The organism is Cellulophaga sp. F20128, assembly GCF_023015805.1.
Classification (GTDB): Bacteria; Bacteroidota; Bacteroidia; order Flavobacteriales; family Flavobacteriaceae; genus Cellulophaga.
The window spans coordinates 1-21546 of the sequence record NZ_JALKBA010000028.1; the positions used below are offsets into that span (position 1 = coordinate 1).

Annotated in this window: 16 protein-coding genes; 9 read left to right on the forward strand and 7 right to left on the reverse strand. The window is 35.7% G+C overall.

The features are described 5' to 3' along the window. Nucleotides 1–205: 205 nt before the first annotated feature. The 4 genes from MWU65_RS16680 to MWU65_RS16695 form a co-directional block, all read right to left on the reverse strand. The gene (locus MWU65_RS16680; protein ID WP_247079809.1) at nucleotides 206–1297 is read right to left on the reverse strand and encodes an alkaline phosphatase family protein; all 1092 of its coding nucleotides are present in this window, start codon (nucleotides 1295–1297) and stop codon (nucleotides 206–208) included. Nucleotides 1298–1303: 6 nt separating this feature from the next. After that, a complete protein-coding gene (locus MWU65_RS16685) occupies nucleotides 1304–2887 on the reverse strand; it encodes a fibronectin type III domain-containing protein (RefSeq protein WP_247079811.1) in 1584 nt (527 codons plus the stop codon). Between the two features lie 148 nt (nucleotides 2888–3035). Beyond that, nucleotides 3036–4517 (reverse strand): SusD/RagB family nutrient-binding outer membrane lipoprotein, encoded by a 1482-nt coding sequence (locus tag MWU65_RS16690; RefSeq protein WP_247079813.1) that lies wholly within the window; start codon nucleotides 4515–4517, stop codon nucleotides 3036–3038. A 13-nt stretch (nucleotides 4518–4530) separates the two neighbouring features. After that, complete coding sequence (locus tag MWU65_RS16695) at nucleotides 4531–7674, reverse strand: SusC/RagA family TonB-linked outer membrane protein (protein ID WP_247079815.1); 3144 nt, start codon at nucleotides 7672–7674, stop codon at nucleotides 4531–4533. A 243-nt stretch (nucleotides 7675–7917) separates the two neighbouring features. Between MWU65_RS16695 and MWU65_RS16700 the strand changes: the two genes are divergently transcribed. After that, entirely contained in the window at nucleotides 7918–10173 is a 2256-nt protein-coding gene (locus tag MWU65_RS16700) for a c-type cytochrome (RefSeq protein ID WP_247079817.1), read from the forward strand. 180 nt (nucleotides 10174–10353) lie between these two features. On the opposite strand, the gene MWU65_RS16705 is transcribed toward MWU65_RS16700, so the two are convergent. Both MWU65_RS16705 and MWU65_RS16710 read right to left on the reverse strand, forming a co-directional pair. Beyond that, a complete protein-coding gene (locus MWU65_RS16705; protein ID WP_247079819.1) occupies nucleotides 10354–11973 on the reverse strand; it encodes a glycoside hydrolase in 1620 nt (539 codons plus the stop codon). A gap of 284 nt (nucleotides 11974–12257) precedes the next feature. Next, nucleotides 12258–13337, reverse strand: coding sequence for a metallophosphoesterase (locus MWU65_RS16710; RefSeq protein WP_247079821.1), 1080 nt, complete (start codon nucleotides 13335–13337; stop codon nucleotides 12258–12260). Nucleotides 13338–13570: 233 nt separating this feature from the next. Here MWU65_RS16710 and MWU65_RS16715 point away from each other — a divergent pair, with 233 nt between their 5' ends. The 4 genes from MWU65_RS16715 (at nucleotide 13571) to MWU65_RS16730 (ending at nucleotide 18166) form a co-directional block, all read left to right on the forward strand. Then, nucleotides 13571–15184 (forward strand): glutamate synthase-related protein, encoded by a 1614-nt coding sequence (locus tag MWU65_RS16715; RefSeq protein ID WP_247079823.1) that lies wholly within the window; start codon nucleotides 13571–13573, stop codon nucleotides 15182–15184. Nucleotides 15185–15204: 20 nt separating this feature from the next. Next, on the forward strand, nucleotides 15205–15936 hold the full coding sequence (locus MWU65_RS16720) for a hypothetical protein (protein WP_247079825.1): 732 nt from the start codon (nucleotides 15205–15207) through the stop codon (nucleotides 15934–15936). Further along, nucleotides 15936–16595 (forward strand): NAD(P)H-hydrate epimerase, encoded by a 660-nt coding sequence (locus tag MWU65_RS16725; RefSeq protein ID WP_247079827.1) that lies wholly within the window; start codon nucleotides 15936–15938, stop codon nucleotides 16593–16595. Before MWU65_RS16720 ends, MWU65_RS16725 begins: the two co-directional genes overlap by 1 nt. Nucleotides 16596–16957: 362 nt before the next feature. Beyond that, nucleotides 16958–18166: a site-specific integrase gene (locus MWU65_RS16730; protein WP_247079829.1), complete on the forward strand. Its 1209-nt coding sequence runs from the start codon at nucleotides 16958–16960 to the stop codon at nucleotides 18164–18166. A 40-nt stretch (nucleotides 18167–18206) separates the two neighbouring features. Here MWU65_RS16730 and MWU65_RS16735 read toward each other — a convergent pair whose 3' ends face one another. Beyond that, nucleotides 18207–18590 carry a hypothetical protein gene (locus tag MWU65_RS16735; RefSeq protein WP_247079831.1) on the reverse strand — a complete coding sequence of 128 codons (384 nt, stop codon included), beginning with the start codon at nucleotides 18588–18590 and terminating at the stop codon, nucleotides 18207–18209. A gap of 172 nt (nucleotides 18591–18762) precedes the next feature. Here MWU65_RS16735 and xerA point away from each other — a divergent pair, with 172 nt between their 5' ends. The 4 genes from xerA to MWU65_RS16755 all read left to right on the forward strand — a co-directional run bounded on the left by xerA (nucleotide 18763) and on the right by MWU65_RS16755 (nucleotide 21133). Further along, nucleotides 18763–19836, forward strand: coding sequence for a site-specific tyrosine recombinase/integron integrase (xerA, locus tag MWU65_RS16740; RefSeq protein ID WP_247079832.1), 1074 nt, complete (start codon nucleotides 18763–18765; stop codon nucleotides 19834–19836). A gap of 81 nt (nucleotides 19837–19917) precedes the next feature. Then, nucleotides 19918–20316 (forward strand): hypothetical protein, encoded by a 399-nt coding sequence (locus tag MWU65_RS16745; RefSeq protein WP_247079833.1) that lies wholly within the window; start codon nucleotides 19918–19920, stop codon nucleotides 20314–20316. Nucleotides 20317–20486: 170 nt separating this feature from the next. Beyond that, nucleotides 20487–20756, forward strand: a complete 270-nt coding sequence (locus MWU65_RS16750; RefSeq protein ID WP_247079834.1) for a hypothetical protein — start codon at nucleotides 20487–20489, stop codon at nucleotides 20754–20756. Then, nucleotides 20753–21133: a hypothetical protein gene (locus MWU65_RS16755; protein ID WP_247079835.1), complete on the forward strand. Its 381-nt coding sequence runs from the start codon at nucleotides 20753–20755 to the stop codon at nucleotides 21131–21133. The genes MWU65_RS16750 and MWU65_RS16755 overlap by 4 nt, the downstream gene beginning before the upstream one ends. The last annotated feature ends 413 nt before the right edge of the window (nucleotides 21134–21546 follow it).

The window sequence follows — 21546 nt, forward strand, 5'->3', positions numbered from 1 at the left end:
TGGACTCCTGATTCCTGGCTCTTGTAACTCTTTTCACTCTTGACTCTCTCTTCTTTTTGCATTTGATAAACCGGATTATTTTTAACGAAATGGCAATTCAAGTTTTACGCTCTGTTTTTGTAGGTCGTTGTTGGTTTCTAGAAGTTCTCAATACTCCCAATGTTTCGGGTGACAATTAATTACTCATATTTATAAAAAAATAAAACTATTTCTTACCTAGATTTATGGGCTTGCCTTTCATTTTATCTTTATCAATTTTAATATTTAAAACATCTAAAACTGTTGGTGCAATTTGATTACTAAACAATTGCTCACTTTCTGATACTTCTCCTAAATTAGCAACTCCTTTACCAAAAGAAATAAACCAAACCTCCCCCGCTCCTTGAACAGAACCACCGTGGTGTTTCCAAGTATCTAAGGGTTGCGTACCTCTGCCGTGATCTGTGGTGATTAGAAAAACAGTATTGTCTTTATAAAAAGAATCATTTTGGGTAAAATTCCACAATTCTTCAATAAGGCCATCTGTGTTTTTTGCGGCTTTTAAGTATGCATCGTAATCCCCATCATGGGCAAAATCATCTGTTTCTCCATAGGAAATATACACTACCTCTGGATGTGCTTTTTCCATATATTCTAATGCAAAATTATGAGTAAAAACATCCAAGCGAACCGAACCCCATGGACTTGGTGTTTGTCCTTGCAATTTGTTCAAAAATTCTTCTTTGTCCGTGAGCTTACTTCCTTTCGCTTTTTCAAATCCTGCGTTCACAGGAATTCCGGAGCGTTCTTCATTGATTATAAAAGGAAAAACATCCCAACTACCAAAAGCAGCAACCTTTCCTTTATAGGCTTCGGCATTGTTTAACATTTCTAAAACAGTAGTGTTTGGGTTGTTAATTTTACTGTTACTCGTAATGTTTTTATCATCGGCCTTACCCGTTAATATCTCATTATAGCCTGGGTATGAAAACCACATAGTATTGGTGAGGTCTACCTTAGAATTTTTTGCCCTGTTCCCATATATTTGCCCCATTTTAGAAATGGTATTCCAAACAAAGGGAAGGAGTATTTTTCTTCTTTCTTCTGCCATACTTCTCCAAAAAGTCCCTTTTAATTCATCCGTATTACTTACGTAGTCTTTGTTGCCAACCAAAAGAGAATCGGCACCAGCAAACAGTTCTTGCCAACGCAAGCCGTCTAAAGTTATTAATACTACTTTGGGTGATTTGTTTTTTTGTGCAACTGCCGTCATCCCAATTAAAAGCAATACAGCTACAATTTTATTTTTTAATTTCATTCCCGTTTATTTTGTTTTAAATGTTACCGTTTTGGACCAATTGCTCCAATTTAAGTTTTGATCCCTATAGCGTACTCTCCAAAAATAGGTGGTATTTGGCTTTAGGCGCTTAATTTTTTCATCGGTTAAATCATCATCTTTTTGTCTATTCTCCTTATAGTACCAGTTTTCATGTTGTTTCCAACTGTTGTACGATAATTTTTCAAAATCTTTATCTTCCGAAACTTGCCAGTGCGATGCTGCGTGAAAAGCAGTATCAAAAGTACTTTCAAACAGATCAGCTTTTAAAACTACACCTTTAAAATCTTCCACTACTGTTTGTGGGGCTAGTGCCTTAGGCGTGGCCGGTTTTCTGTCTTTTTTCCAAACGGTAATACTATCTGTTAGTTCGTTATCTTTTGGGTGTACTGTATTGCCCCTACTTATTCTTTTAAGCGTAAATTTAGGGTCTTCTTTGTCCCCATCTACCTCTACCATCACAAAACCATACTCGTCTTGGGTAACCGTAAATTCATCGTAATCTTTACCTTCAAACTCACCCCAATTGTCTATTGCACCCCCCGCTGAAGCCACATTTACCATAAGATGTTTGTGGTCTTTAGATTGGCCTCTTGAATACCCATGGGTGTGTCCAAAAAAGTGAATACTTGGCTTTCCTGAATCTGTTGAGAACTTTTCTAGTTTGGCAACTACTTTTCCAGAAAAATCTGTTTCTCCAGGAATCCATAATTCAGATTTATGTGGATGGTGCATTTGAGCAAAAACAAAATCAATGGCATCATTTTTTGCGGTTTCATCCAATACTTTTTGCAACCATGCTAATTGCTCCCCAAGATTCCGAAACCCTTCGTTAGAATCTAAACCAAGAATTCTAGTATTGCCATAATCTTTATACCACCAATGTTCTGAATATGCAGCTGTTCCGTTTTCGGGCAAGCTAAAATATTTAAAAAAGAAATTAGAGTTTCTTTCGTGATTCCCCGGAACAGGATATAGTGGAACCTCAGCAAATAATTTTTCTGCTGGGTTAAAAAAATGATTCTTCCATTGACTGTAAACAGAGCCGGTAACCACCAGATCTCCTGGAATCATAACCACTGCCAAATTGTTTGATAAATCACCTTTGTATTCTTTTTTTACATACCTTAATATCCCTTGATTTACTACTTCTGAAAACTTTTCTGGTTCGCTGCTATCGTATTGCATATCACTCATTGCAACAATATTGAACGACTCATTATCACTAGCAAACGGGGGTGTTTTAAATTGATAAATGTCAGATTTAACTTTGTTGGTCACAACCCTATAATGATAGGTTGTAAACCTTTTTAAACCTGTGATTTTCACCTCATGAACTCTGCTTTCACTAAAGTTTATATCATAGGCAATACCTGTTGTTTTCTTTCCTAGTTTAGGGGTAAGCCCCCATTCTACTATACTTTCTTCCCCTGAGGATGTTTCCCATTTAACAATAATGGAACTTGGTGATGCATCTTGCAAATAGGGCTTAATTAAGATTTCCGTGTTTTGGGCAATTCCCAGTACGAATACAAAATTCAGAAAAATTAATAGTTGGTATTTAATCTTCATTTTACTGTGTTTTTTACTTTTACTTTATGAATGTCTAAAATAGATATTTTATAACCTACTACTTCTATCATTCAAATTTATATAACAAATTAAGACCAAAGGTGTTATTTTCCATTGGTCTTAACAAGCTATTTTTACTTCTTTCTTTTTATTCTAACCACCATGTGATTTCTCTAATTTTATCATTTCCAGTTCCAAACTGAGCATCTATCGCAGTAGCAACATTCACTGAGTTATTGTTGTATTCTGACAAAGGATATATCCATCGTGTAGGGGGAGTAACTCCTAATGTTTGAGCCAAGGCTGGGTAGCCGGTTCTAATATGATCAAAATACATTCTCCAGCCCGACTGAAGAAATGAGGTGATGTATTTTTGAGTCAAAATTAAGTCTAACTTTTCATCTGTTGTTAATCCATTGTCAAAATCCACCATAGTACCTGCTAAATACGTATCAGCATCTGAAGCTTCTACATACATTTCATACCCCTTTGCAAAGGAATTGTAAAAACTAAAAGATGCTTTTACACCGTTTTCATAATGTGTTTTGGCATCTGTACTTATCCATCCTCGCACTGAAGCCTCGGCCAATATAAACTCCAATTCGGCATAGCTTAACAAATTGTGTGGTTCAGTTGTAGGATCTGTGGTATACCTTAAATTCACTTTGGATACGTCTCCAGCTGCAGCTTTATCATTAACTTCTGCATAAGGAGCCAATGGATCACCTCCTTCATAGGCATTAAAATCATCTATTGCCAAACCTGCTTCTTTTGCATTTTTAGTTCTGTCGCAGTAAATAAAAAGCCTAGGGTCTTCTTTGTCCTGTAACCTTTCAATAAAGGTAGATGAGATATACATCCCAGATCCATAACCACTAGAATTAAATTCTGTGTACCTACTTCCTTCTTCATCTAAGAAGACAAGTTGACCATTGTCATCAATAGATTGCATTAGGGGGTCGTTATTGTAGATACTTGCAAAAGTGCTTTGAACGTTTAATTCTGAATCGCTTTCTTTATTAGATAAGGTTATTAATACCTTTAATCTAAATGAGTTAATTAATCTTTGCCATTGTATTGTATTACCATTGTAAATAATATCACCAGCAATAATAGTATTTGTACCCTCTAAAAGGTTATTGGCTTCAGATAAATCTTTTAATATCCCTAAGAATACTTCTTTTTGAGAATCATATTTTGGCGTATAATACGCCTCCGTTTCACCTTGCAATGCTTCACTGTAAGGAATGTCTCCAAAGGTAAGGGTAAGGTTGTAGAAATAAAACGCTCTAAAAAACTTACCTAAAGCGATATACGCATCACTTTCAATTCGCTCTCCTTCTTCTATCATTTTGGCAACTTCACCAAGCATGTTATAATCATCAAAGCTAGCTCTATCCCAATTGTAATATTGACCCGTATTTTCTCCATCTGTTTGTACCAACATACGAGAAGCGTATAAAGCTCCTGTACCATCTACACTAAATGCATTACTGGCTATGTTAGTTAATAACAATTGTGGATGTGTTTCACTAACGTTGTTTGGGTTTTCGTTTATTTCTGATAAATTTTGACAAGCAGAAGTAGCTATCAAAATTAGTAATCCGACTAAAATTCCTAGTTTTTTCATTTTATTATTATTTCTAAAATTTAACATTAACACCAAGACCTAAATATCTTGTTGATGGATCTTGAAGGTTATTATCGTTGCCGAAATCAGGATCAATAATATCTGCCTTTTTCCACATAAATAAATTATAACCACTTAAGGTTACATCTAAATTTTTCACACCTTCTATATTCGCTAATTCTGTAAAATTGTATTTCAAGGAAAGTGTACGTAACTTAAAGAAGCTTCGGTTAAAAATATTTGCAAATTTTTCGCTTTCTTTATAGGTAACGGCTGCTCTATACGGATAGTTTTGAGACCAGGTTTGCCAGCTAACGGCTGTTGTATTATCTTGATATTGTCTGGTGTCTGATAGCACTGTGCCATCCACATCGGTAACCAATTCTCCGCTTGTTACATTTACCCCATTTGGAACATAAACCGGTACGCCTGCTGCATATTCTGCATCTCTAAACTCAGTTGAGTTAGGGTGTTTTCCTCCCCACCACATTTTCTCTACCGTTAAGGATCTTATTAATCCTCCCCAAACACCATCTATACCAACATTTACAGTTAAGTTTTTAAACTTAAAGTTATTCTGTAAACCTATGGTCCAACTTGGATCACTGTGTCCCAAATTTTGTTGAAAATTATCCTTTATTGGCAACCCATTACTTCCTAAAATTAGATCTCCGTCAGCCGATTTTTGCCATACGGTTGCGTAATAACTATCTGCTCGCTCATTCAATTTTAAATTATTATAGGTGTCGTTGCCTTCATAGATTTCTGTAATCTTCCTGACTTTTCTACTCCAGTTTGTGGCTATATCCCATTTAAAATTATTTGTGCGTATTGGGGTTGTATTTAAAACAACTTCTAAACCATTAGTAGTATACTCATTCCCATTAACTTTTCTGTTTTCAAAACCAGAAGTATTGGATATTGGTAAATCTATAATTTGATTGGTATCTATAACATTGTAATAGGTTACATCTAGACTAAAGGTGTTTTTTAAGAAGGCTGTAGATGCTCCTAACTCAAATGAGGTTGAGCTCTCTGGGTTTATATCGGCATTAATTAAACCGTTAGGGTATTGCAGTTTTACATTTCCGCCAAAAACACCATTATTGGTATAATAAGCTTCTGTTTGGTATGGACTTAAATCACTAGATACTTTTGCCCAAGAACCAAATAATTTAAAGTAATCTATAGCCTGTGGGAGCTCTAAATAATTAGAGACAATAGTACTTATAGAAGCGGATGGATAAAAATAGGATCTGTTTTCTACAGGCAAGGTAGAAGACCAGTCATTTCTTCCTGCAACAGTTAAAAACACCGCGTTATACAAATCTAAACCGAAAGTTGCGTACACACTATTGGTCGCTTTTTCTTCAAAATAAGTGCTTGCGTTTAAATTACCTTTTGTATTGTTTAAGCTATAAACATAAGGTACTACCAAACCATCTGTTGAGTTGTATTCACTTTGGTATCTTCTGTAGTAAGTAGAGGCTCCTGCATTAACATCAAAAGAAATATCATCCGAAATGGCTTTGTTGTAAGAGGCTAAAACATCATAATCTACAGTAAGCCTATCGCTATTCCATGTCTTATAATCTCCATCTCTAGCATCACCATAATTTAAATATGTTTTAGGGCTTTGTCTATCTTCAAAAACATCTTTTAATACGGCAGATCCTCTAGCTTGAATATTAAAATCATCTGTGATTTTATAGTTTAATTTTAATTGTGCGTTTATAAGATTGGCATCATACTTTTGATTGAGCTCGTTGGCTGCAAAATAAACATTGTTGTACCAAGCATAATTATAATTAGCTTGTCGATACCCTTCTTGTCCCGGCACATATAAATGATCTTTAAGCTCTTGCCCATTTACATCATCACCCATCCAAATAAGAATGGTATACATGTGATTTTTTGGCCCGTAACCGTGACGTGGGTAGTTAGGAGAATATAATTTATTGTAAGATAGCTTACTGTCTAAAGTTAATTTGTTTGTTAATTGAGTCGTACTCTTAAAACTTAAACCTCCTGATTTTAACTCTGAATTTGGCACTCTATCTTTTTGGTTGGAATAATTACCAGACAACCTAAAAGAACTTTTCTCTGATTTACTAGCAATAGAAAAGTCTGTTGATGAAATAAAACCAGTGCCCATAAAATCATTTAGGTTATCGTGATATTCCCAAGGAGTTGGCACTCTTGAGTAGCGAGATTTATCGTCGTACTGTGTTCCAGCAACATCTCCCCACCAAGGAGTGGTCTCACCTGTTACACTGTCATAAATTGGACTATTCCATTGTGAAACAAGAACTCCTGGCTCAAACTTAGGTCCCCAAATCATGTCCCCATCAGAAATACCACCATCTTTTCCGTCCCAGAACTCATACTTACCATTAGATCCATTTCCGTATTCTGTTTGTGTTTCTGGGAAGACTGTAAAGCCAGCTGACACCATAGTATTGTGAGTTATAGAAACTTCTAAACCTTCTACTTTTGCATTCTTAGTCGTAATTAAAATTGCTCCGTTTCTACCTCTAGAGCCATATAATGCAGATGCCGTTGTTCCCTTTAACACGTTAATAGCAGCAATATCACTTGCCGCAACATCAAAAAAGTCTGTTTCAACAGCAATACCGTCTATAACAATTAATGGTGTTTTGCCTCGTAGGGAAAAAGACGGACTCTGAAAAAGCCCCGTTGGATTACTTACCGAAAGGCCAGCTACTTGCCCTGTGAACAAGTTTCCAACATTAGGGGAACTTATTTCTTCTAATATTTGGGTGTCAATTTTTTGAGTGGCATATCCTATTTTCTTTTCCGCTCTGGTAATTCCCAAAGCTGTAACAACAACTTCGTTTAATTTTTCAGCATCTGGCAAAAGCTGAATTTCCATAAATTGTGATGCATTGGCACTCACTTCTTTTGTAATGTACCCTACATAGGATACTAAAAGGGAGGCATTTTCTTTTTGTAATCTAATCTCAAAATTTCCATCAAAATCAGTTGCTACTCCAGTACTACTTCCTTTGAGAATTACAGTTGCTCCACCTAAGGGAATATTGTTTTCATCTAATACTTTGCCTTTTAGTACAGCTTGCGCATGCCCTACAACAATTGCCAAAAAGGCAAAAATTAGTGTTACTTGGTTTTTTTTCATTTTCTTAAAATTTGTAAACTATTTTTTTGTTATTCGAGGGCAAATGTCTTGTACTGTTGTTAGGACATTGGTCTATTCATATTAAAAAAAGGAAAGGTTTTTGTTAAAAACATTAACAAATAGTTAGGCAGGTATTATGGTAGCTCATTGAGTATAAAAACTAAACAAGGGTAATTTTTTTTATGCCATATTAATATCTAGATTTGTAGCTATATCTTTTTTTTTGTCAACTTAATTTTAATTATGCGCTTTTCTCTTTTAAAACTACCCCTGTATTCCACTTTAATTCTACTAACTATTAGTAGTTGTAAGGAAACCTATGATGAACCTGTTATTTCCTTAGAAGACTATAAAATTGAAGAAGGTTTTGAACTAGAGATGGTTGCTTCAGAACCCTTATTAATTGCCCCCGTTGCTATGGATTTTGATAGCAAAGGAAGAATATGGGTGACAGAAATGCCTGGCTTTATGGATAATATAGATGGCCTAGGCGAAGATGACCCTACAGGAAGTATAAAAATATTGGAAGACTTAGATAATGATGGAGTGGTAGATCATGCTAAAGTATTTTTAGATAGTCTAGTACTTCCAAGGGCAATAGCCCTTGTTTATGATGGGTTACTCTATGCTGAACCACCAAACTTATACTTTGTAGAAATAGAAAATGATCAACCTAAAAATAGAGTTTTGGTAGATTCACTATATGCAGCAGAAGGCAATCCGGAACACCAACCCAATGGGCTTCGCTTAAATGTTGACAACTGGATATACAATGCAAAATCTCATTTTAGATACCAACGGAAAAACGGAAAATGGATAAAAGAACCTACTACCTTTCGCGGACAGTGGGGTATATCACATGATAACTTTGGACGCTTGTATTACAATGACAATTCCAGGCAATTACTAGGAGATCATGTCTTACCTAATAGATTGGTTCGCAACCAATTTTTTGTTCCAAAAGTTGGCGTTACTCAAATGTTAACCAATAATCAGCGGGTGTATCCTTTAAATCCAGCTTCTGTAAATAGAGGGTATATCAAAGGCGTTTTAGACAAAGATAGTCTGCTTGTAAATGTAACTGCTGCATGTGGACCATTGATCTATAGGGGTGGCGGTTTTCCAACGGATTATAATGAAAATGTATTTGTTTGTGTCCCTGAAGCCAACTTAATAAAACGAAACATACTTACGTTTAATGGTGATAAAACAGAAGCCAAGCAGGCATGGGACAACAAAGAGTTTTTAGCTTCCTATGATGAAGGCTTTAGACCCGTAAGTTTATCCAATGGTCCAGATGGTAATTTATACATTGTAGATATGCACAGAGGCATCATTGGGCATCATGCGTACTTAAGTCCGTATTTAAAGAAAAAAGCTGAGGAAAAAAGATTGGATACCTTGATTAGTTTTGGAAGAATTTTACGTGTAAAACACCAAGATAACCCAGTTACCAAAACGCCAGATTTAAGCAGCTTATCCGGAACCGAATTGGCACAACTTTTAAAAAGTACAAATGGTTGGATCAGGGACCGTGCACAGCACCATATTATCTTTAAAAACAAATCAGAAGTTATTCCTGAACTCCAAGAGTTGGCTTTAAATGCTGATTTACCATTGGCACAAATACATTCCTTATATGCACTTAAAGGGCTTAATGCCTTAAATTTTGATTTGTTAGCAACTATTGCTAGCGCTAGCAAGGATGATGTTACCGCCCATGCCATCGTATTGATGGAGGACTTTATTGCCCCTGAAAATGTAGCGAAAGCAAGTTCTCTTTTTACAGATTTAGCAAAGAAAAATAGTGCTACTGTAGACCTATATCTAAGTACTACGGTTGGGACTTGGGCATCAGAATCGAAAGATGAGTTTCTTCCCTTGCTTATGTTGTTGAATGAAAAACATACGGCTAGTCCAATTTATCAAGAAGCCATCGTGAGTGGTTTTACGGATATTACAACAGATAGCTTACAAGTAACACTGAGTAATAATGAAGCCATAGCAAGCACTAATTTAAGTGAATCAATTGCTCAAAATATTCAACTTAAAAAGGATGATAGACCAAATTCTATTTATTCTAGAAAGGGAATCCCCGAAGATGGTAGAACCAAAGGAGCAAAGTTATTTCGACAAATCTGTGCGGCCTGTCATGGCTCATGGGGCGATGGTATTGAAGGACTAGCTCCTCCTCTTATGAAGTCTGAATTCATGGCTGAAAATATGGATAGACTTGGGCTTATCATCTTACACGGGTTAAAAGGTCCAGTTACTGTAAATGGAACTGAATATGAGTTTAATAATGGCATGCCTGGTTTAAAAAGTAATAAAACCATATCAGATGCAGATATTGCTAGTATTATTTCCTATGCCACAAGTGCCTTTTCTGATACACCAAAACAGCTAAGAACTTCAAGAATTAAAGAATTGCGAACGGTTACTTCTAAAGACGGAGCAGAATTTACTGCTGAAGAATTGTTAGAGGTTACGGGCAAGTAGCACCAATACTCCCTTTAAAATACATAAATGGCATTACCCTATCTAACATAAATATGGTAATGCTGTTTTTGTTTGGTGAAAAGGGATAAATCTATATATTAAAAAGAAATTTTTCTTGTAAGCGTAAGTATTTTGATTTGGTAAAAAGCAACCTTTTATAAGTACGCTCAGTTTATAATTTTATAATCTTTTATCGGCTTCCAGCACTAAGGTTGTCACCGATTTTCCAAGAACCTCGATCGGGTTCTTTTTTGAAAAATTTTGATTCATTTTCTGAAGATTATAGGATTCGTTAGTGATGTAACTTTTCATCTTAGTTTTTTTGGGAAATGCCATATTTAACTTTAATTCTATGGCTTTTTTATGTTGGTTGACTATCACAATTACTACACTTTTATCCTGGTTTTTATAGGCTGATATCAATACCCCATCCTTTAAATTGCCTTCCTCATTGATACCTTTGTAGTCCACAAATACCCTTTTTGCCCCCGGCCTAATAAACCTAGAGTAATTTCCCAAAGCCCAAAGCAATTTAGAGTCAAAATAATTACCATCCTCGGTATCCTTGTCTACATAGATAAGTCCGTCCTTAAAATCGTAGGGACTCATAGCTAACCACCAATGCCAAGCGCTCGCATTTGCAATGGTTAGATCTGTATGGATAAGCCTGGCTACATAAAGTGCCGTTTGCATCCCCAAATCACGGCCTTTTCCCTTTATTTCCTCATTGTTCTCCAAAATACAGTATTCGCTCATCCAATATTCCAACGAAGGATACTGAAGTAGCTTTTCAGCGATTCGCTCTCTTTCCCTTTTAAGTTTTTGGATATCCCAAGTCGTAAAATAGCTATGTGCTGCAACCTTTGGGGCAACCGATTTTAAATTGCCTAGATAGTGGGTGCTCTCTGGACTAAAAAAAGTCTCAATTTGGTTGCTCCTATTGTGATGCTTTTCTTTTTTCCTTGTTAAATAATCTATGGCCCCAGCCTCAGTAAGCTCTATTTTAGAATCTATTTTCTGCCGGATAAAAACAGAATCGATTACCCGGGTAGCATCTGCCAATTCATTATTGTTCCAAGGGGAACCTTCCTGCCCACCTTTCCATTCCCACTGGGGTTCGTTAAATGGACTTATATATTCAAAATCAATATCTAGACTATCCTTAAAATGATGAAGAAAGCTTGCCAAGAACACCCCGTAGTCCACATATTTTTCTGGAGATAAATTAGCCGCCAAACCGTCCTCTGAATGCGCCTTATTGTTTCTGGTCATTTGTATGGGTGGACTATTCACAAAGGCTATAAAATGTTCCACACCTCTTGTTTTTGCCGCCTGTAAAAACCATTGTTGTCCTGCTTGTTTTCGCCAATCATAACTCCCATTGTCCCTTAAAAAACCTTCGGTTCTTCTCCATGAATCTTTAATCCCACTTTCGCTTCCTTGGGCTGCACTGCCTGCACCAATATTAAAACGCCAGGCCGATAGCCCAATTCCTTTTGGAGAACCATCTGTATGGTTTTCCAGACTAAACAACCAATCGGCCATTCTGTTCTTTTTATGATCTAGCCATAAGCCCGTATATTGCGCTGTCCATGCATCTGAAGCTGCAAAGTTATGGATGGTCTGATATTCCTTATCCATTTTAATAACAACCTTGACTACCTCGTTCCGTTGTGAATAACCAAACTGGCAAACTAGTAAAGCACAGGCAAAAATGATTTTAAATCTGGCTTTAAAAAAGTTAGAGGATGGTTTATCCCACAGTAATTTACATCTCTCAATTATGATTTTATCTTCCATTATTTAAATTGAAATTCCTTGGATGGCTTTCTACTTTTATTTAATTCCTGAATGAGTTCTTGGATCTTATTTGGGAAATCATTACTAATATTCTTTGTTTCGCTGGGGTCATTTTCCAGGTTATAGCCCTCAAAATCTCCCGCTTGGTTAACATTATACCAAATTAATTTCCAATTACCAGCCAATAAGGCCTGTCTCCCTCCGCGTTGTGGAAGAATAAAATGAAGTAACTGGCAAATAGCTCCATAGCTTTTTTGCTGAATAGAATCTCCCTTATTTTGGGTTTAATCCAGGGTAAAAGAGAAATCATTAAACTTTTCTGTACTCCAAGCTAAATGCTTGGTTGCTGGCGATGCTGCAAAGAAGGGAGAATAGGTATGCACTACTACCGTTTTTCCGTCAGGTAAAAATTCTAAAATTCTCAACCAGCCATCCCCTCCATTACCATGCCAACCGCCACCCATTGCTTGGGCATTAAATGTCATTTGGTTTACCTTTTTCCCTGCCTCATTTTTATCGGTCTTAAAACCAACATGGGCCTTAAAATCATTAGCACCTCCAATATGTCCAGAAAAAACCAATTGGATATTCTGAGACGGTTGTACTAATTTCTCCCAAAGTGCTTTTCCATAATTACCATCAGTAATGGGATAGTTTTCTTTTTCAATTGGTTCATTTTTTGCATTTAAATAGGAGTGCGTAAGTAGTGCCACGGTATGATCTTTGTATTTTTCCTGTCCGCTAACCCCTTTTGCCCATTGTACAATAGTATCTCGAGGAGCAAACTCTAGGTTCATAAATAAGAATTTACGTCCGTGAGGAGATACAAACTCAAAGGCAGCATTTTCTAGTGTTGGGTGACCGTTGGCATTTTTTCCTGCAGCACTTAATAAGGGACTATTAGCCGCATTTTTATGCGCCGGAAAATAAACATCATAATTAGAGCCTCTATGCTCAACACTCTTATATCCATAATCATGATTCCCTGCCGCCAATACGTAAGGCACTTTGCCATCCAAACGCCCAAATGCCCTAGCAACTGCCAGCCACTGGTTTCTACTAGTCTCATTTCCGTTTACATTGTCTGGTACAATCATTTCATTTTGTTCTACCAAATCTCCAGTACACAAGACCATTTTAATATTTAAAGGTTGTATGTTCTCACTAATCCAAGCTGTCATCAAATCTAAAATACCTTGGTTTCTCGCAAATTTTACATAAGATTGTGTATCAGGAACCATAATCATGGTCCAAGAATCTGGGTCCGATAATTTTGGCGATTCAAACTTTTGTTGAGCTATACTACTACTTACAACTAATAGTGCTATACCTAGTATTGCTATACTTCTCTTTACTGTTTTCATAGGCTTCTTATATACGGTTTGCAACCAATTAAATTACTGCAGTTAAACAGCGTTCAAAATTTTTGAAATTTATGGTACCCTAAAAATATGGTTTACCAAAACGATTAACAACAATAGGGTTGAAAAATAACAATTTCATAGCTCGGGATTTATTGCTTATTCTTTTTGTAACTTCTATCCTGAAAGTATTGTGACTATTTCCCGTCAAATAAAGGAACCAACAAATAAATTCTATGAGCAAACTAGTAGCAATTGCAGAACTAAACGATTTAGAAAACAAAAAACCAGCGCACGCCTTAGTAAAGGGACTAGACCTCGTTATTGTAAAGTTTGATGATGATATTTCGGTATTATATGGCAGGTGTTTACATAGAGGTGCACTCATGGCCGACGGTCATTTGGATGGAAAAAATTTAATCTGTGGTGTTCATGGTTGGGATTACAGGTATGATACTGGTGTTTCTGAATACAATAATGAAGAGGTTTTACACAAGTTCACTGTAACAGTTACCGATGGAAAACTTTATGTTGATACGGCAGAAATAGATGCCTATTTAAACGATTTTCCACAACCTTTTAATAGGGATGCCTATTTAGGCGCTTATGCAGATACGCATCCTGAGCCAACAGAACCGTACACCGCTTATATAAAAGAATTAGCCCAAAACGGACTTAAAAATTTTGGCCACCATGGTCCTTCTGCAGCTATGGGTGTTGATCGCGATACACTTCCCAAGTGGAACGACATTCAATTTTTGCCCGCGCAATTGGCCAGCAGACCCTTATTAGACGAAGAAAAGGTAACTACCAAGGTTATTATTGGTCCAAAGGCAAAAAAACCTGTAACCCTCGATATTCCATTATTTGTTAGTGATATGAGTTTTGGGGCGCTTTCTAGAGAAGCCAAAATTGCATTGTCTAAAGGAGCAGAATTATCAGGAACAGCCATTTGCTCTGGGGAAGGAGGTATGCTACCGCAAGAACAAGCAAGTAATAGTAACTATTTTTATGAATTGGCATCTGCTCAATTTGGTTTTTCCTGGGATAAATTAGATAACGTACAAGCATTTCATTTTAAAGGCGGCCAAGGCGCTAAAACAGGAACAGGAGGGCATTTACCTGGTAGCAAGGTAACGGATGAAATTGCTGCCGTAAGAGGGTTAAAAGCAGGAGAAACGGCTATATCCCCAGCTACGTTTCCCAATTTTCACGGTGTACAAGATTTTAAAGATTTTGCCGCAAAGGTGAGAGAACGAACAGGAGGTATACCTATTGGTTTTAAAATTGCAGCCAGCCATATTGAAAAAGACATTCAGTTTGCGTTAGATGTAGGTGTAGATTATATTATCCTAGACGGCCGCGGTGGAGGCACAGGCTCTGCCCCAACAATTTTACGAGATCATATAAATGTACCAACCATACCTGCCCTTGCTCGTGCACGTGCCTATTTAGACAAGTTAAACGCTACCGATGTAAGCTTGGTTATTACGGGGGGGTTGCGCGTTGCTGAAGATTTTGCAAAGGCAATGATGCTGGGTGCAGATGCCATTGCAGTTTCTAACGCTGCCTTACAAGCCATTGGTTGTATAGGAATGCGGGCATGTGGCAGCAATAATTGCCCCGTTGGCATTGCCACACAAAAAGAATCCTTACGCAGTAGATTAATCATTGAATCTTCTGCCAAGCAATTGCATAATTATTTTGAGGCCACAAACAATCTTATAAAAGTAATCGCTAGGGCTTGTGGTCATGCTGATGTTTCTAAATTCAATTTTGAAGACCTATCCACATTTAACCACGATATGCATAGGCTAACAGGTATTAGTTACGCAGGTATAACTAACTAAATATAAAATTCATGAAAAAAATGATGCACATAGCAGCGCAGTATTTGGCTGCAGCAGGAATAAGCTTTCTGGATAAAAAAGAGGATGATAGCCATACGAATCTTGGTTTTTCTGTTGAAAATCAACGCCTGGAAACACATCCTTTATCAGCAAGTGGAATTATTCTTTCTTTAAATTATAATCGCTTTACTTTGGACTGGAATACGCCAAAAAACAAGGAATCTTTATCTTTAGATGGAAAAACACATCGGCAAGTTTTAGATTGGCTCACGAGTACTTCTGATAAATTTTTAAACAAAAAGTACCAGTACCAACTTCATTACAAATTGCCATACACCATTGACGATTCGTATACCTATAAAATAAATACATTGGAACTAAAGGCATTGGCAGTTTTAAGAACTCAAGCCCAGCATAGTGTATCGGAAACATTGAATACAATGGGATTAACAGCTACGGTTAGAGTTTGGCCACATCATTTTGATACTGGTGCCTATACCACTATACATTCTGATATAACCGTAGGTTTTGGTTTAGCCATTCCGGATACCGTTGTTCCTGAACACTATTATTATTGCAGTGGATATAAGGGGGGTACTGCTATAGATACTTCTCATTTTGGCAAACTTTCAGTAGGACAATGGAAGAACAATGGCTTTAAAGGAGCCGTTTTGGCTGCAACAAATGCTACTGAAAAAGAAGCAATTAAGTTTTTTACCGAAGCAATAAATACCTATAAAAAAGAAAAATAATGGCAGTTAAAAGCCTTTCATTAGGGTGTTTTAAAGAAATGGATAACCTGGCTGTAGCCCAGTATAATTTACCTATTGAGTTACTCATGGAAAATGCTGGTTTGCAATTGGCTAATTTAGTGGTTGCAACTGCTTCTAAAAACGATACCATAAAAATTGGAGTTGGAAACGGCAACAATGGCGGTGGAGGTTTGGTTGCTGCAAGACGACTTGCGGCTTGGGGTTATTCTGTTTATTTAGATCTTGCTGTTAAAATTACAAAGGAACTCCCCAAGCAACAGCTAGAAAGAGCCTTATTGTTTGGTGCTAAAACAGAGAAAATTGAAAATCCAGCTATTTGGGTAGATGCCTATTTGGGGTTTTCACAAAAGTTACCACTTTCAAAAGAGTTTTTAGACCGTATATCCCTAGCAAATGCCTCATCTGCCTTTAAAATAGCGTTAGACATTCCAATAGGCATTTCAGAAGATGAAAATCAGCCCATGTTCGCAGCAAATCAGGTACTAACTCTAGCTGCCCCAAAAACTATTTTAGAAAAACTGTTGCCAACTACTGCAGTTTATATAGCCGATCTTGGTATTCCTAAAACAGTATACGATAAATTTAATATTGCAATGCCTGCCTTTTCTGAAAATCAATTGTTACGCTATAAGCCATAATTGAAAATTAAAATACATAGCAGTTGCCCGTAAATTTTACATATCCCTATTGCGCTAAAATAAAAAAACCTCCCAAAACTAGTGTTTTGAGAGGTTTACCGGTGGTCCCACCTGGGCTCGAACCAGGGACCCCCTGATTATGAGTCAGCTAATTATAGTTTTCATATATTAGTATCTAGCATCTTATAGTCTGATTATCAATAATTTATACATTTTTATTTTGTAGTTGTTTGCATATAATATATCTTTATTAGACAATTTGTTGTACAGATGTTGTACTGATAAATTTTAATGAATGTACTGATATTATTGAGGTTTTTAATGAATGTTTCTAAAATGTTGTACTGATTTATACAAAACCTATGGCAACCGTAAAGACTGTATTGAAAAAATCGAAGCTAGCTGATGGTAGTTACCCCATCTCATTAAGAGTGTCAAAGGACAGAAAGTCCAAGTTTTTTCAAACGATATTTAGAGCTTTTCCAAATGAATGGAACCAAATAACTGGTAGTTTCACTAGTAAAAATTCAAACAGCGTCCAGAATAATAGGTTACTTCTAAAATTCAAGGACAGAGCTTTAAAGATTCTTTCTGACTTGGAAATGGAGAAAGATGAATTCACTTTAAATGATTTTGAAAATCGATTTCGAATTGTATCTAACCCAGTACAACAAAACGTTTTTTACTTCTGGGATGAGATTATGGATGAAATGATTTCTGCAGGGAGAACGGGCAATGCAAGAGCTAATAAGGATACTTTCAATTCCTTGCACTTATTTCATAAAAGTACTAGCCTTACATTTAGAGAAATTACCCCCGAATTTTTGTACAAGTATGAAGTATTTCTTAGATCAAGAGGAGGAAGTGATGGTGGTATAGGCGTACGCATGAGAGCTATTAGAGCGCTTTATAATTTTGCCATTGAAAGAAAAATAGTCAAATTGGAATACTATCCCTTCAAAACTTACAAGGTCTCAAAACTAAAAGGTAGAAGCCTCAAAAAAGCTTTGAAGATAGAAGAAATCATTAAAATCAGAGATTTAGACTTAAAAAAATATCCATTATTGGTTAATTCCAGAAACTATTTCATATTTAGTTTTTACACTAGAGGTATGAACTTTGCGGATATGATGAAACTTGAGTGGAAAGAAATTGACAATGATAAAATCTACTATACGAGATCAAAAACCAAGGGGAATTTTAAAATTAAGGTTCTTGCCCCGGTTCAAGAAATACTGAATCATTATAAAGAATTTTCCATTGGTACAAAATACGTTTTTCCAATTCTATTAAAAGACAACTTAACACCATCTCAATTGGAAAACCGAAAACATAAAACACTTCAACGATATAACAAGGAATTAAAAGAGATTGCCAAAATTTGCGGAATCGACAAACCACTCACTAGTTATGTGGCCAGGCATAGTTTTGCAAACTGTTTAAAACAAAAAGGAGTCGCTACCGATATAATTAGTGAATCGATGGGGCATAAAAACCTTACTGTCACACAAACGTATCTTAAGGAGCTTGATAATGCCGTTTTAGATAAAGCGATTGAAATATTAGTGTGAAAGAAACTTTTACTACAAATTTCTTCCGATCATCTTAACATTATGTCTTTCCCATATAGTCCTGCCATATGACCAAAACATATTTGTCTTTTGCGTGTTCCGTCTTTTTTAGGAATCCGTATTCATAAACAAATAGATAAACCTCTCCTTTTTGGTTTTTCCAATAATGGGTGAAAAAGTTTGGGTTAAACCCTAATTCCAATAAAACACTGGTTCTTATTGTCACCTTGCCTCCCTTGTTATACTCCTTTAATAGCTTGCGATTCAATTTTAGTTGATTATCTACAATATTATAAAAGCGTTCTGGATTTTGCTTTTCCTTTTGGTATTGGTAGGCGCTTTTACAATGTAAGTTGCAATATTTTTTATCCGTTCTACCTGTAATTTCTTTATTACAATACAAACAGTTATGCTGTAATCTCATCTTTTTAAATTTAAGTGAATGTCTATGCGAACATTATTCGATTAAGATACGATTAAATCATTTGTATACTATAATTTAGTTTTAAATTCTTGAAATCAATCCTATGAATTCATCATACAAACAACATATTAAGTCTATAACCTTATATCATCTAATGATTAATAACACCAAGATGATTGGTATAAAATTTGAATCTGATAAAGTTATTCAGGCTCTAATTAAAAGTTTGTCTAATCCAAAATGGAGTGATCAATACAAAATGGTGTATTTACTAAATACCAAGCAGAATTTAAATAGTATTTTCAATGTGTTTAAAGGCGTAATTTGGATAAACTATAATCGTTTTTTAACTAATAAACCAATTAAAAAGGATAATGAAACATTAGACATAAGTTGGTTTCGAAAAAGAAAAATCACCCCACATTATAAGTATTGCCCTGAAGAATATTTATTAAAGCTTGAACTCAAACGATACTCTAACAATACAGTTCGCATATATGTTCCTTTTTTTGAAATGTTCATTAATTTTTATTATGACCGAGAAATTAATACGTTGGATGAGAGTGATATTAGAGCTTTTCTCCAGCATCTAATCCAAAGAAAAATGTCGAACTCTTATATAAATCAAGTAATAAATGCTATTAAATTTTATTATGAAGTAGTACTTGGAATGCCTCATAGATTTTATAATATAGAACGCCCACGTAAAGAATATAAGCTCCCAAAAGTAATTTCTAAACAAGAAATACTTTTAATAATTAACAATACAAATAATATAAAACATAGGTGTGTTGTAAAATTACTATATGGTTCTGGCTTACGTAAAAGTGAACTTTTGAACCTAAAAGTAAATGATATTGATAGTAAGCGAATGTTAGTCCGAGTACAAAATTCAAAAGGCAATAAGGATAGATTTACCCTTCTCTCAAAAAATGCTTTGGACGATTTAAGGATTTATTTTAAAGAATTTAGACCAAAGGATTATTTGTTTGAAGGACAAAAAGGTGGCAAATACAGTGGAGAAAGTGTTCTGAGAATTGTAAAATTAGCCTCTGAAAAAGCTAGAATCCGTGAAAGTGTTACGCCACATGTGCTGCGCCATAGTTTTGCTACACATTTATTAGAATCGGGTGTAGATTTAAGACAAATTCAAGTATTACTTGGGCATAGCTCTACTAAAACAACAGAAATTTACACACATGTAGCCACTAATACTTTTAAAACAATAAAAAATCCATTAGATTAGCCATACGTATAAAATAGAAATAACCGTATGTATACGGTTATCCTTACGTTGTAAAACATATAAAAAGAGCACTCCAAATAAATGAAAGTTTACGGAAAATGCCCCAAATGCAATAGTGAAATTGGATATTCAACCAATGCCAATACTCGGGTGGAATTTACAATGCAAGACGGAGAAAGTAAAAAGCTGACTTGTAAAAATTGCGGACGGACAACCGATTTTTACGTGGACGAACTAAATGCAAAAAAATCGAATTTAGCGAAAATTGGTGCTGGACTTATTTTCTTAATTGGCACACCACTTATGTTCTTTTTTGTAAGCCCAATATTTACCGGAAGTCGAAATCATTATGTGATTCTCATAGTCGGAAGTTTTTTATTAATCCCTGTGGTGGCATACGGAATTATAAATAAACAAGATCAAGTAAGAGTTAGTTCTTTTAATAGAAAAAAACTTAAAGGACGGATTCACAACATTTAAAAAAAATACGTTTTACAACAATGCCTATAATTCAGTCTTGCCTTTTCTAATGAGAAAATTTAGTACTTTTAATCTGGCTCGATTCCGATCCTGAAAAATCCTAACGGATTTCCCAGACCGAAATCATAGCCGAACCGTTGTGGGTAATTTAAAAAAACATTTAGTCAATAATGCCAATTAATATTTATAAAGAAAAAAATAATGAAAGGCTAGCTTGGTTGTGCGATAAAAGTTGGGATTTACCATATCAAATTTCTGAACTGGAAAATTGGTTAGAAAAAACTGGAAAACACCTTCCTATTGGGCAGTATGTTGCTGACATTGGATTTGGAATTAGAAATGAGGCAAATGGTGGTGGCGGAGTTATTAGCAAAAATATGATGGGTATTATGAGCAAAATTGGAATGGAAATTTATCTTTCAGAATACCCATCAAAATGACCAAATCAAAACGGCTGGATTTTTTAAAATCCTATCTCAAATTGTACGGAGTTGAAAGAATTGAATTAACGAATGAAACAGTTGACTCAATTAGTGGAATTGCAATTTATGATGAAAATGACCCAGAAGAAAGGCAGGAATTTATTTGGCATAAAACTGAAACACAAGTTCCTTCACCAGAATTGAATATTCTGATTGAAAAAATTGTGACGGAAAAATGGCATACCGGAGACAAAATCTCGGAACATATTGAGGAGCTGGAATTAGAGGAATTTGACAACTCGTTTAAAGAAAAAATACTGACTGAATTATTTGACGTCCAAATTAGAATGGTTGATGATGGAGAAGAAACGGACTCTTATTGGGTGCATTATTGAGCGAAAAACTACCCACAACAATGCCTAAACGTAATGCGGACTTTAGGGCTAAAACGAAAGGTCTGTGTATATTTATGAAGTCGCTAAATCTTATGGATTTAGCTTTGGACAAAAAAAGAAAAAGCAAAACAATAAGCTTTAGCTTCGTGCACAGACGGAAACGAAAAGTTTCCTTACTACCGCACTACGCTTAGCCGAACCGTTAGAGGCCATTATAAGTGCCGTGGGGGCATTTTTTCTAAGGTTTGTGTGAATTATGAAAGCGGGCGTTATTTCTTTGTTAAGGGATAGCCGACTTTTTGATAAGGGTATCGCTTGAAGTAGTTTAGCTTATCAGCGTTGAGAGCTCGCTATCAAAACGTTGACACGTTAAAAACTACTTGAGTCAAGGAAGGTAAAATTTTTGACAAAGT